This is a genomic window from Citrobacter sp. Cpo040, from assembly GCF_030332915.1.
Classification (GTDB): domain Bacteria; phylum Pseudomonadota; class Gammaproteobacteria; order Enterobacterales; family Enterobacteriaceae; genus Citrobacter; species Citrobacter portucalensis.
Genome location: NZ_JAOWGX010000035.1, coordinates 400,316 through 413,092, shown reverse-complemented (window position 1 = coordinate 413,092; position 12,777 = coordinate 400,316). Strand labels below are relative to the sequence as shown.

The following is a 12,777-nucleotide window of genomic DNA, read 5'->3' as shown; positions in this document are numbered from 1 at the left end:
GGGATACAACGGTTTTACGCAGCCTTTCGTCCGGCAGGGTATGGGGGGGCTGTGGCAGATCAGTATTGCCATTGATGGTGGCGGGCCGTGCCAGTGGCAGCTAAATTCACTGAGAGTAAGTTTCAGGATTGCGGATAATATTCCACTGGTGAAAGGAAAAGAAGTCATTGAGACCAGTTATATCTTTGATTTTGGAAATTATGGCCTCAGTGACGGGTATGGGACAGGGAGGGCAAAAGAGGTCAGTGGAGATCTTGACTTAAAAACGGATTATTTCCCTGAAGTATTTATTAGCCATTTATTTAATCAAACAACATTGAACTTATTTGGTGGAAATACCGGCCCTGAAAAATGGCGAAGGCGTTTTCGGCTTAGGAATACTCAAACCATTCTTATTGAGCCAGTCATTCATTTCGATAAAGTTGTTACTTTGACACCTCCAGATGCTCCAGGCAAACTTACGGCAACTTATCCCGATGGCAGTAGTGAAAAGATCCCGCATATTTATCCCAGCTATGAAAAATTGCTGTCGATGAAATGATGATTTATGTAGTTCCCGCCAGAGAATGTGCTGGCGGGATTTTTCATTAATGGCCAATTTCTGAAGAATTACTTACCAATACAAAAGCTGGAGAAAATCCGTCCCAGCAGATCGTCGGAGGTAAATTCTCCGGTGATCTCACTGAGGTTCTGCTGCGCAAGGCGTAGCTCCTCAGCCAGCAATTCTCCGGCCCATGCTCCGAGCAGTTGGGCTTTACCCTGCTCGAGATGCTCTGCAGCTTCTGCCAGCGCCTGCAGGTGACGACGACGGGCCAGAAAGCCGCCTTCCATATTGGTTTCAAAGCCCATGCTCTGTTTGAGATGATTACGCAGTACGTCAACGCCTTCACCGGTACGCGCGGAGAGGCGAACCAGTGAGTGGCCATTTACTTCGCTAAGGCCCAGCGTCTCACTGGTAATATCCGCTTTGTTACGCACCACGGTGATCGGCAGTTTGGCTGGCAGACGGGCAATAAAGTCTGGCCAGATATCTGCCGGGTCCACGGCGTCGGTGGTGGTGCCATCAACCATAAACAGTACACGGTCGGCCTGTTCAATTTCCTGCCAGGCACGTTCGATACCGATGCGTTCAACTTCGTCGCTGGCATCGCGCAAACCGGCGGTGTCGATGATGTGTAGCGGCATGCCGTCGATATGAATATGCTCACGCAGCACGTCGCGGGTAGTCCCGGCGATATCGGTGACAATGGCCGCCTCACGGCCAGCTAGCGCGTTCAGCAGGCTTGATTTCCCGGCGTTTGGACGCCCGGCAATCACCACCTTCATCCCTTCGCGCAGCAGGCTGCCCTGACGCGCTTCCGCACGCACGGCATCAAGATCGCTGATAACGCTGTTGAGTTGCGCTTCAATCTTGCCGTCAGACAGGAAGTCGATTTCTTCATCCGGGAAGTCGATCGCTGCTTCAACATAGATGCGCAGGTGAGTGAGCGCTTCCACAAGATGATTTACCCGTGCGGAAAATGCGCCCTGCAACGAGTTCAGCGCCGAGCGAGCGGCTTGCTCTGAGCTGGCATCGATCAGGTCGGCAATCGCCTCGGCCTGGGCTAAATCGAGCTTATCATTGAGAAACGCTCGCTCGGAGAATTCACCCGGTCTGGCAATGCGCAGCCCGGGAATGGTCAGAATACGTTTGAGCAGCAGGTCAAGAATCACTGGACCGCCGTGGCCCTGAAGCTCTAAAACGTCTTCGCCGGTAAAGGAGTTTGGGCCGGGGAACCACAGGGCAATCCCCTGATCCAGCGCGCTGCCATCCGCGTCTTTAAACGGCAGATAATCGGCATAACGCGGTTTGGGCAGTTTCCCCAGTACGGTTTCTGCGACCTCACGCGCCTTCAGGCCGGAGATACGCAGGATACCCACGCCACCACGTCCCGGTGGGGTGGCCTGAGCGACGATGGTGTCGTTATGGCTCATGGTTTGTCTCTTCTTAATGCAATAAAAAAGGCGGTCTAATGACCGCCCTTTACTTTATGTTCCGTTTGCCGGATGGCGGCTTCGCCTAATCCGGCCTACACCGAATCAGGAGTTTTTCTTCTCGCGGCTATGCAGGCCACGTTTCTCCAGACCACGGTAAATCAGCTGCTGCTGAATAATGGTTACCAGGTTGCTGACGATATAGTACAGCACCAGACCTGACGGGAACCACAGGAAGAACACGGTGAAGATGACCGGCATAAAGGTCATGATCTTCTGCTGCATCGGGTCGGTTACAGTGGTCGGAGACATCTTCTGAATGAAGAACATCGTCACGCCCATCAGAATCGGCAGGATGTAGTACGGGTCCTGTGCAGACAGGTCATGGATCCACAGAGCGAATGGCGCATGACGCAGTTCAATGGAGCCCATCAGCATGTAGTACAACGCCAGGAAGATTGGCATCTGGATGATCAGCGGGAAGCAGCCGCCCAGCGGGTTAACCTTCTCAGCTTTGTACAGGGCCATCATTTCCTGGCTCTGACGCTGTTTGTCATCGCCCAGACGCTCACGCATAGCCTGAATCTTCGGCTGCAGCATACGCATCTTCGCCATGGAGGTGTACTGCGCTTTGGTCAGCGGGTACATGATGCCACGAACGATAAAGGTGATAACGATGATGGAGAAGCCCCAGTTACCCAGGAAGCTATGGATCCACTTCAGCAGTTTAAACAGCGGCTGAGAAATGAACCACAACCAGCCGTAATCCACGGTCAGATCCAGGTGCGGTGCAACGGCCGCCATTTTATCCTGAATTTCCGGGCCGACCCACAGGGTGCTGGTCATCGCGCCAGTCTGGCCAGGCTGAACCAGTACCGGCTGTGATTTATAGCCGATAGCGGCAATGCCGTTACCCAGGTTAGCGGTATAGAAGTTGTTGGTGCCGTCGTTACGCGGAACCCATGCCGTTGCGAAATACTGTTGCAGCATTGCGACCCAGCCGTCTTTAGCATTGACGTTCAGGTTTTCGTTTTCAGCAATGGTGTCGAATTTGTATTTCTCATACTTCTCATCCGGCGTGGAGTACGCCGCGCCACGGAAGGTGTGCAGCGCAAAGTTGCTGCTACCGGTGTCGCGATGAGATGGCAGATTGATGGATTGCTTCAGCTGACCAAAGGTGGAGATTTCCAGCGGTTTTTCGCCGGCGTTCTGCACGCTGTAGTTAACGTTGACAGCATATTCACCACGCTTAAGAACAAACGTTTTAGTGAATGTGTTACCCGCTGCGTCAGTATAGGTCATCGGGATCTGCAGTTCGTTCTGACCGTCAGCCAGTACAAACGCGTCTTTATCGACGTTGTACAGCGGACGTGGGCCGTTAGCCGGGTTATCCGGGCCGTCACGACCTGTCAGGCCACTCTGTGCCTGGTAGATGAACTGTGGCGTGGTTTCCAGTAACTGGAACGGTTCGGTAGAACCGAGTTCTTTCGGGTAAGCTGGCAGTGAAGCCTGTTCCACATCACCACCACGGGTGTTGATGGTCAGATCAAGCACGTCAGTTTTAACCGTAATCAGTTTCCCCTGGCCACTGGCCGGTACGCCCTGGTCTGCGGCGCTACCCGCTGCGGTGGTCGTTGTCTGCGTGGTCTGTTGGGCCTGAGGTTGCGGGTTTTTATCCTGCTCCCAGGCTTGCCAGATCATGAAAGACACGAACAGCAAAGCGATGACTAAAAGATTGCGTTGCGAATCCATCGTTAGTGTTCTCTGGTATCAAATGGTCCGGGCGGGACGGGATCGTCACCACCAGGGTGTAAAGGGTGGCATTTTAATACGCGTTTCACCGTCAACCAACTGCCTTTTATCACTCCAAACCTGCGCAATGCCTCAATTCCGTAGCTCGAACAGGTTGGAGTGAAACGGCAATGCGGCCCAAGCAGCGGACTGATCAGGCGTTGATAGACCCGAATGAGGGCTATCAGGACCCGCGAGCCAGGCGACAATGGCGACGCCATAATTTTTCCAACGCTTCCGAGAGAGCACGGTTATCGAGGTCAGCAACCCCTTTTTTCGCCACCACCACGAAATCCATTGCTGGAAGCTCGTGCTGACGTAAACGGAAGCTTTCACGCGTCAGACGTTTAATCCGATTGCGTTCATGCGCACGTTTAACATTTTTCTTGGCGACTGTAAGACCGATACGGGGATGCCCCAGCGAATTCAGGCGGCCGAGGATGGTGATTTGCGGCGTGCCAGCCCGTTGTGGCTGCTGGAAGACGAATGTGAAATGAGTGGGAGTTAACAAACGTAACTCCCTGGGAAATGCGAGCTTAACCACTCAGGGGCTAGCTTTTATTACTTAGAAACGGTCAGACGAGAACGGCCTTTAGCACGACGACGTGCCAGAACCTGACGACCATTTTTATTAGCCATACGAGCACGGAAGCCGTGAGAACGGTTGCGCTTCAGTACAGACGGTTGAAAAGTGCGTTTCATGGCGATTTCTACCTAAACTTGAATAAATTCACTGACTTTTGCGTATACCCGAACGAATTTCGAACGACTTACGCCACAGTGTGGGTGATTAAAGAGGCCGGATTGTAATAATTGTACACTCCGGAGTCAATTCTCTTTCCTTATTTCCCGCTTTTTTCCGCATGGTTTCGCGTAAAAAACAGGCAGCGTTGACGCCGTAAGGCGACCGTTACTCGCTGGGGGTAAGAATTATACGGGCTGGTGGATAAAGCGCAAGGATCGCACGGGATCTTTATTAGATCGTTTAAGCAGTAAAGCATCTTTACTCATTAATTTTTTCAATATGCGCGCTAAAACCTGCAGCACTTCTCCAGGATCGTTTACACTTAGCCGATTCTGGATCATCCTGTGGATAAATCGGGAAGAATCTGTGAGAAACAGAAGATCTCTTTCTCAGTTTACGCTATGATCCGCGGTCCTGATCGTTTCAATGGATCCTGATCGGGTAAAAATTGCAGATAGCAATTCGCACGTCACCCTTTGCATAGGGTCTTGTCGATGTGCGTCAACAATCATGAATGTTTCAGCCTTTGTCATTTATCGACTTTTGTTCGAGTGGAGTCCGCCGTGTCACTTTCGCTTTGGCAGCAGTGTCTTGCCCGATTGCAGGATGAGTTACCAGCCACAGAGTTCAGTATGTGGATACGCCCGTTGCAGGCGGAACTGAGCGATAACACGCTGGCTTTGTATGCGCCAAACCGTTTCGTGCTCGATTGGGTAAGGGATAAATACCTTAATAATATTAATGGATTACTCAATAATTTCTGTGGAGCGGATGCCCCACAGCTGCGCTTTGAAGTCGGCACTAAACCCGTCACGCAAACGCTGAAAACGCCGGTCAACAATGTTGTTGCGCCCGCCCACGTGGCTCAGCAAGTGCAACCGCAACGTGCTGCTCCGGCGGCGCGTCCAGGCTGGGATAACGTCCCGGCTCCGGCAGAACCTACCTATCGTTCTAACGTCAACGTCAAACACACGTTTGATAACTTCGTTGAAGGTAAATCTAACCAACTGGCGCGCGCGGCGGCACGTCAGGTGGCGGACAATCCTGGCGGCGCCTACAATCCGTTATTCCTATATGGCGGTACGGGTCTGGGTAAAACCCACCTGTTGCACGCTGTCGGTAACGGCATTATGGCGCGTAAGCCAAACGCCAAAGTGGTGTATATGCACTCCGAGCGTTTTGTGCAGGACATGGTCAAAGCCCTGCAAAACAACGCGATCGAAGAGTTTAAACGCTACTACCGTTCCGTTGACGCGCTGCTGATTGACGATATCCAATTCTTCGCGAATAAAGAGCGATCGCAGGAAGAGTTTTTCCACACCTTTAACGCCCTGCTGGAAGGCAATCAGCAGATCATCCTGACCTCGGATCGCTATCCGAAGGAGATCAACGGCGTTGAAGATCGTCTGAAATCCCGCTTTGGCTGGGGACTGACTGTCGCGATCGAACCGCCTGAACTGGAAACGCGTGTTGCGATCCTGATGAAAAAAGCCGACGAAAACGACATTCGTCTGCCGGGTGAAGTCGCGTTCTTTATTGCCAAGCGTCTACGCTCTAACGTACGTGAGCTGGAAGGCGCACTGAATCGCGTGATCGCCAACGCCAATTTTACCGGCCGGGCGATTACTATCGATTTCGTGCGTGAAGCGCTGCGCGATCTGCTGGCTTTGCAGGAAAAGCTGGTCACCATCGACAATATCCAGAAGACGGTGGCGGAGTATTACAAAATCAAAATTGCGGATCTGCTTTCTAAGCGTCGATCTCGCTCGGTAGCTCGTCCGCGCCAGATGGCGATGGCGCTGGCAAAAGAGCTCACTAACCACAGTCTGCCGGAAATTGGCGACGCGTTTGGTGGGCGTGACCATACTACCGTGCTTCATGCCTGCCGCAAGATTGAGCAGTTGCGTGAAGAAAGCCATGATATTAAAGAAGATTTCTCCAATTTAATCAGAACATTATCTTCGTGACGCTATGAAATTTACCGTTGAACGTGAACATTTATTAAAACCGCTTCAGCAGGTCAGCGGCCCGCTGGGTGGACGTCCTACACTGCCTATTCTCGGAAACCTGCTGCTGCAGGTTGCTGACGGCACGCTTTCGCTGACCGGTACCGATCTCGAAATGGAGATGGTGGCGCGCGTGGCGCTGATCCAGCCCCATGAACCTGGCGCGACCACCGTTCCGGCGCGTAAATTCTTCGATATTTGCCGTGGATTGCCGGAAGGCGCGGAAATTGCCGTTCAACTGGAAGGCGACCGTATGCTGGTGCGTTCTGGCCGCAGCCGTTTCTCGCTGTCTACGCTGCCTGCCGCCGACTTCCCGAATCTGGACGATTGGCAGAGCGAAGTCGAATTCACCCTGCCGCAGGCGACGATGAAGCGCCTGATTGAAGCCACGCAGTTTTCGATGGCGCATCAGGACGTACGTTACTACTTAAACGGCATGCTGTTTGAAACCGAAGGGGAAGAGCTGCGTACCGTGGCGACCGACGGTCACCGCCTGGCGGTTTGTTCAATGCCTGTTGGTCAGCCGTTGCCAAGCCATTCGGTGATCGTACCGCGTAAAGGTGTGATTGAACTGATGCGTATGCTCGACGGCGGCGATAACCCGCTGCGCGTGCAGATTGGCAGCAACAACATTCGTGCGCACGTTGGTGACTTCATCTTCACCTCTAAGCTGGTTGATGGCCGTTTCCCGGATTATCGCCGCGTATTGCCGAAGAATCCGGACAAGCATCTGGAAGCCGGTTGCGATATCCTCAAACAGGCGTTTGCGCGTGCGGCGATCCTCTCGAACGAGAAATTCCGCGGCGTGCGTCTGTATGTCAGCGAAAACCAGCTCAAAATCACCGCCAACAACCCGGAGCAGGAAGAAGCAGAAGAAATTCTGGATGTCTCCTATCCTGGTACAGAACTGGAAATCGGCTTTAACGTGAGCTACGTACTGGACGTTCTGAACGCGCTGAAGTGCGAGAACGTGCGTATTCTGCTGACCGATTCCGTATCGAGCGTACAGATTGAAGATGCCGCATCACAGTCGGCTGCCTATGTTGTTATGCCAATGAGACTGTAATGTCGCTCACCCGCCTGTTGATCCGCGATTTTCGCAATATCGAAAGCGCGGATCTCGCTTTATCCCCTGGCTTTAACTTCCTGGTTGGCGCGAACGGCAGCGGCAAAACCAGCGTCCTGGAAGCCATCTATACGCTCGGCCATGGCCGGGCGTTTCGCAGTTTGCAGATTGGCCGCGTGATTCGCCACGAGCAGGAGTCGTTTGTTTTACACGGGCGTTTGCAGGGTGAAGAACGTGAGACGTCGATTGGCCTGACGAAAGACAAACTGGGCGACAGCAAAGTGCGCATTGACGGCACTGACGGGCACAAGGTTGCAGAACTGGCGCACCTGATGCCGATGCAACTGATCACGCCAGAGGGGTTTACTTTACTCAACGGCGGCCCCAAATACAGAAGAGCATTTCTTGACTGGGGATGCTTTCACAATGAAGCCGGATTTTTCACCGCCTGGAGCAACCTGAAGCGACTGCTCAAGCAGCGTAATGCGGCACTGCGCCAGGTGAGTCGTTATGAGCAACTGCGCCCGTGGGATAGAGAACTTATCCCGCTGGCGGAACAAATCAGCACCTGGCGCGCGGAGTACAGCGCCGGTATCGCGCAGGATATGGCGGATACCTGCCAGCAGTTTCTTCCCGAGTTTTCGCTCTCCTTCTCATTCCAGCGCGGCTGGGAGAAAGAGACTGATTATGCCGAAGTGCTGGAACGCAGTTTTGAACGCGATCGCATGTTGACCTACACTGCGCACGGCCCGCATAAGGCGGATTTCCGCATTCGCGCCGACGGTGCGCCGGTGGAAGATACGTTGTCGCGTGGGCAGCTAAAGCTGCTGATGTGCGCCTTACGTCTGGCGCAAGGGGAGTTCCTGACCCGTGAAAGCGGGCGGCGCTGCCTGTACCTGATAGATGATTTTGCCTCTGAACTGGATGACGCGCGTCGCGGACTGCTGGCCAGCCGCTTAAAAGCCACGCAATCTCAGGTCTTTGTCAGCGCAATAAGCGCTGAACACGTTATAGACATGTCCGATGAAAATTCGAAGATGTTTACCGTGGAAAAGGGTAAAATAACGGATTAACCCAAGATAAAATGAGCGAGAAACGTTGATGTCGAATTCTTATGACTCCTCCAGTATCAAAGTCCTGAAAGGACTGGATGCGGTGCGTAAGCGCCCGGGTATGTATATCGGCGACACGGATGACGGCACCGGTCTGCACCACATGGTATTCGAGGTGGTAGATAACGCTATCGACGAAGCGCTCGCGGGTCACTGTAAAGATATCGTGGTAACGATTCACGCTGACAACTCCGTGTCCGTTACCGATGATGGCCGTGGTATCCCAACCGGTATTCACCCGGAAGAGGGCGTTTCGGCAGCGGAAGTTATCATGACCGTTTTGCACGCAGGCGGTAAATTCGATGATAACTCCTATAAAGTTTCCGGCGGTCTGCACGGCGTGGGTGTTTCCGTCGTTAACGCCCTGTCACAGAAGCTGGAACTGGTGATTCGTCGTGAAGGCAAAGTGCATCAGCAAACTTACGTGCACGGTGTGCCGCAGGCGCCGCTGGCAGTAACCGGCGAAACAGAACTGACCGGGACTCAGGTCCGTTTCTGGCCAAGCCACGAAACCTTTACCAATGTTGTTGAATTTGAATACGACATTCTGGCGAAACGTCTGCGTGAGCTGTCATTCCTGAACTCCGGCGTCTCTATTCGTCTGCGCGACAAGCGTGACGGCAAAGAAGACCATTTCCATTATGAAGGCGGCATCAAGGCGTTTGTTGAATACCTCAACAAAAACAAAACGCCGATCCACCCAAATATCTTCTACTTCTCCACCGAAAAAGACGGTATCGGCGTTGAAGTTGCGCTGCAGTGGAACGATGGTTTCCAGGAAAACATCTACTGCTTCACTAACAACATTCCACAGCGTGACGGCGGTACTCACCTTGCAGGCTTCCGTGCGGCGATGACCCGTACCCTGAACGCCTACATGGACAAAGAAGGCTACAGCAAAAAAGCGAAAGTCAGCGCTACTGGTGACGATGCCCGTGAAGGCCTGATTGCCGTTGTTTCCGTGAAAGTACCGGATCCGAAGTTCTCCTCACAGACCAAAGACAAGCTGGTCTCCTCTGAGGTGAAATCGGCGGTAGAACAGCAGATGAACGAACTGCTGAGCGAATATCTGCTGGAAAACCCGTCTGACGCGAAAATCGTTGTCGGCAAAATTATTGATGCTGCGCGTGCTCGTGAAGCTGCACGTCGTGCGCGTGAAATGACCCGTCGTAAAGGCGCGCTGGACTTAGCGGGTCTGCCGGGCAAGCTGGCGGACTGTCAGGAACGCGACCCGGCGTTGTCCGAACTGTACCTTGTGGAAGGGGACTCCGCGGGCGGTTCTGCTAAGCAGGGCCGTAACCGTAAAAACCAGGCGATTCTGCCGCTGAAGGGTAAAATCCTCAACGTCGAGAAAGCGCGCTTTGACAAGATGCTCTCCTCTCAGGAAGTCGCGACGCTGATCACCGCGCTCGGCTGTGGCATCGGTCGTGACGAGTACAACCCGGACAAACTGCGTTATCACAGCATCATCATCATGACCGATGCCGACGTCGATGGCTCGCACATTCGTACGCTGCTGTTGACCTTCTTCTATCGTCAGATGCCGGAAATCGTTGAACGCGGCCACGTTTACATTGCACAGCCACCGCTGTACAAAGTGAAAAAAGGCAAGCAGGAACAATACATTAAAGATGACGAAGCGATGGATCAGTATCAGATCTCTATCGCTCTGGATGGCGCAACGCTGCACACCAATGCCAACGCACCAGCCCTTTCAGGTGAGTCGTTAGAGAAACTGGTTTCTGAATACAACGCGACACAGAAAATGATTGGCCGTATGGAACGTCGTTTCCCGAAAGCGCTGCTGAAAGAGCTGGTTTATCAACCGACGCTGCCAGAAGCTGATTTGGCAAATGAACAGGCCGTTACCCGCTGGGTGAATGCACTGATTACCGAGCTGAACGAAAAAGAACAGCACGGTAGCCTGTGGAAGTTTGATATCCACCACAACGCAGAGCAGAACCTGTTTGAACCGATTGTGCGCGTCCGTACTCACGGTGTGGATACCGACTACGTTCTGGACCACGAGTTTGTGACCGGTGGCGAATACCGTCGTATTTGTACGCTTGGCGAGAAGCTGCGTGGGCTGATCGAAGACGATGCGTTTATCGAACGTGGCGAGCGTCGCCAGCCGGTTGCCAGCTTTGAGCAGGCACTGGAATGGCTGCAGAAAGAGTCTCGTCGTGGCCTCGCTATCCAGCGTTATAAAGGTCTGGGCGAGATGAACCCGGAACAGCTGTGGGAAACCACCATGGATCCGGAAAGCCGTCGCATGTTGCGCGTTACCGTGAAGGATGCGATTGCTGCCGACCAGCTGTTCACCACGCTGATGGGCGATGCCGTTGAACCGCGTCGCGCATTTATCGAAGAGAACGCCCTGAAAGCGGCGAACATCGATATTTAAGCCAATCTGTAGGCCGGATAAGGCGGTTTACGCCGCTATCCGGCAAGACGTTGTATTGTGCCTGATGGCGCGTTGCTTATCAGGCCTACAAATGACAACCAATCTACAAAAAAGGGGAATCTCGATTCCCCTTTCTATCCCCCTTTTCGTAGCTGTTTTTTGAGCGGAATCGCGTTAGCATGAGGACGGACTCATTTAATCCGGGGAACTCATGGCTATAAAACTTATTGCTATCGACATGGATGGCACACTTCTGCTGCCCGATCACACCATTTCACCAGCGGTCAAAACGGCGATTGCCGCGGCACGCGCGCGTGGCGTGAATGTGGTGCTGACCACGGGACGCCCGTATGCCGGCGTTCACAGCTATCTGAAAGAACTACATATGGAACAACCCGGTGACTACTGCATTACCTACAACGGTGCGCTGGTGCAGAAAGCAGGGGATGGCAGTACCGTGGCGCAAACCGCGCTGAGCTATGATGATTATCGTTACCTGGAGCAGCTTTCCCGGGAAGTTGGCTCACATTTCCACGCACTCGATCGCAATACGCTGTATACCGCGAACCGTGATATCAGCTACTACACGGTGCACGAATCGTTTGTCGCGACCATTCCGCTGGTGTTCTGTGAAGCCGAGAAAATGGATCCCGCAACCCAGTTCCTGAAAGTTATGATGATTGACGAGCCGGAGATCCTCGATAAAGCTATCTCTCGTCTACCTGCGGAAGTAAAAGAGAAGTACACCGTGCTGAAAAGTGCGCCGTATTTCCTCGAAATCCTCGATAAACGCGTCAACAAAGGAACTGGCGTAAAATCGCTGGCCGATGCGTTAGGCATTAAAGCCGAAGAGGTGATGGCGATTGGTGATCAGGAAAACGACATCGCGATGATTGAATACGCAGGCGTGGGCGTTGCCATGGACAACGCTATTCCATCAGTCAAAGAAATCGCCAACTTCGTGACCAAATCCAACCTTGAAGATGGCGTCGCGTATGCCATTGAGAAATTTGCGCTGAATTAAGAAATTATGGGCAAGTGCCTTGTTACATTTGCCCATTTAAATATTTATTGGTGATAATAATTAAAAAATAATATTTGTAATGGAGAGGTTACGACATCCAGAGTGATAGTAATGGGCAGCAGTCCGTTTGTGACGAATTCGGGTATATGTGAGGTTTTATATTCGTAAAAACCAACGGTAAATGGATGATAAAACGTAAGCATCTGCGAGTAATCCTGTTTGGTGCTTTTTTTATGGATTGTCCCTTGCAGTTTGGATAGATTTTTAGTGCAGTATTGCGCTGAGCAGTCAAAACCGTAGCCCGTAAGCACTTGTTTAACGTCCTGCGTTTCCCCTGTGTATTTAAGCGTTAATACGCCTTTAAACACCTTTTTATTGTCGCTGATGATGAATTTGGCGATATCAACTGCCTGTAAATTATGACGGTCGATTTGCGGATCTTGCAGCAACTTCACCACGCTTTCGGCACCACTGGTTATCAGATAATCAAACGTTTTACCGACAAAGACATAGCCTTCATTACCATCATTATCTTTACCTGACGATAAGCCAATAACGGTGTCTGTTTCCCACTTTTCCATTGTTGTGTGTGGATCGCCTGCCTTGAGCCACATAAAGCTCAGGCACCCTGATAACATAACGCTAAGCGATGATA

13 protein-coding genes are annotated in these 12,777 nt (G+C 52.4%); 6 read left to right on the top strand and 7 right to left on the bottom strand.

The window, feature by feature from the left end:
* On the top strand, positions 1–541 hold a 541-nt coding region (locus OGX86_RS14895), incomplete at its 5' end, for a hypothetical protein (RefSeq protein WP_286640247.1).
* 68 nt (positions 542–609) lie between these two features.
* On the opposite strand, the gene mnmE is transcribed toward OGX86_RS14895, so the two are convergent.
* The 6 genes from mnmE to OGX86_RS22865 form a co-directional block, all read right to left on the bottom strand.
* On the bottom strand, positions 610–1,974 hold the full coding sequence (gene mnmE / locus OGX86_RS14890; protein ID WP_286640246.1) for a tRNA uridine-5-carboxymethylaminomethyl(34) synthesis GTPase MnmE: 1,365 nt from the start codon (positions 1,972–1,974) through the stop codon (positions 610–612).
* Positions 1,975–2,079: 105 nt separating this feature from the next.
* The gene (yidC, locus tag OGX86_RS14885; protein ID WP_003827058.1) at positions 2,080–3,726 is read right to left on the bottom strand and encodes a membrane protein insertase YidC; all 1,647 of its coding nucleotides are present in this window, start codon (positions 3,724–3,726) and stop codon (positions 2,080–2,082) included.
* Between the two features lie 2 nt (positions 3,727–3,728).
* A complete protein-coding gene (gene yidD, locus OGX86_RS14880; RefSeq protein ID WP_003023846.1) occupies positions 3,729–3,986 on the bottom strand; it encodes a membrane protein insertion efficiency factor YidD in 258 nt (85 codons plus the stop codon).
* On the bottom strand, positions 3,950–4,309 hold the full coding sequence (gene rnpA / locus OGX86_RS14875) for a ribonuclease P protein component (protein WP_003844432.1): 360 nt from the start codon (positions 4,307–4,309) through the stop codon (positions 3,950–3,952). The genes yidD and rnpA overlap by 37 nt, the downstream gene beginning before the upstream one ends.
* Positions 4,310–4,326: 17 nt before the next feature.
* On the bottom strand, positions 4,327–4,467 hold the full coding sequence (gene rpmH / locus OGX86_RS14870; RefSeq protein WP_003023858.1) for a 50S ribosomal protein L34: 141 nt from the start codon (positions 4,465–4,467) through the stop codon (positions 4,327–4,329).
* A gap of 228 nt (positions 4,468–4,695) precedes the next feature.
* Positions 4,696–4,776, bottom strand: coding sequence for a hypothetical protein (locus tag OGX86_RS22865; protein WP_418221920.1), 81 nt, complete (start codon positions 4,774–4,776; stop codon positions 4,696–4,698).
* Between the two features lie 297 nt (positions 4,777–5,073).
* Between OGX86_RS22865 and dnaA the strand changes: the two genes are divergently transcribed.
* From dnaA to yidA, 5 genes are all read left to right on the top strand, one after another.
* Entirely contained in the window at positions 5,074–6,477 is a 1,404-nt protein-coding gene (gene dnaA / locus OGX86_RS14865) for a chromosomal replication initiator protein DnaA (RefSeq protein ID WP_003827078.1), read from the top strand.
* A 4-nt stretch (positions 6,478–6,481) separates the two neighbouring features.
* Positions 6,482–7,582 carry a DNA polymerase III subunit beta gene (gene dnaN / locus OGX86_RS14860; RefSeq protein ID WP_003023863.1) on the top strand — a complete coding sequence of 367 codons (1,101 nt, stop codon included), beginning with the start codon at positions 6,482–6,484 and terminating at the stop codon, positions 7,580–7,582.
* Positions 7,582–8,655 carry a DNA replication/repair protein RecF gene (recF, locus tag OGX86_RS14855; protein WP_038635725.1) on the top strand — a complete coding sequence of 358 codons (1,074 nt, stop codon included), beginning with the start codon at positions 7,582–7,584 and terminating at the stop codon, positions 8,653–8,655. Before dnaN ends, recF begins: the two co-directional genes overlap by 1 nt.
* A gap of 28 nt (positions 8,656–8,683) precedes the next feature.
* Positions 8,684–11,098 (top strand): DNA topoisomerase (ATP-hydrolyzing) subunit B, encoded by a 2,415-nt coding sequence (gene gyrB, locus OGX86_RS14850; RefSeq protein ID WP_048215237.1) that lies wholly within the window; start codon positions 8,684–8,686, stop codon positions 11,096–11,098.
* 211 nt (positions 11,099–11,309) lie between these two features.
* The gene (gene yidA, locus OGX86_RS14845; protein WP_003827086.1) at positions 11,310–12,122 is read left to right on the top strand and encodes a sugar-phosphatase; all 813 of its coding nucleotides are present in this window, start codon (positions 11,310–11,312) and stop codon (positions 12,120–12,122) included.
* Between the two features lie 44 nt (positions 12,123–12,166).
* Here the strand turns inward: yidA and OGX86_RS14840 are convergent, their stop codons facing one another.
* A complete protein-coding gene (locus OGX86_RS14840) occupies positions 12,167–12,736 on the bottom strand; it encodes a YidX family protein (RefSeq protein WP_053069302.1) in 570 nt (189 codons plus the stop codon).
* Between the last annotated feature and the right edge of the window lie 41 nt (positions 12,737–12,777).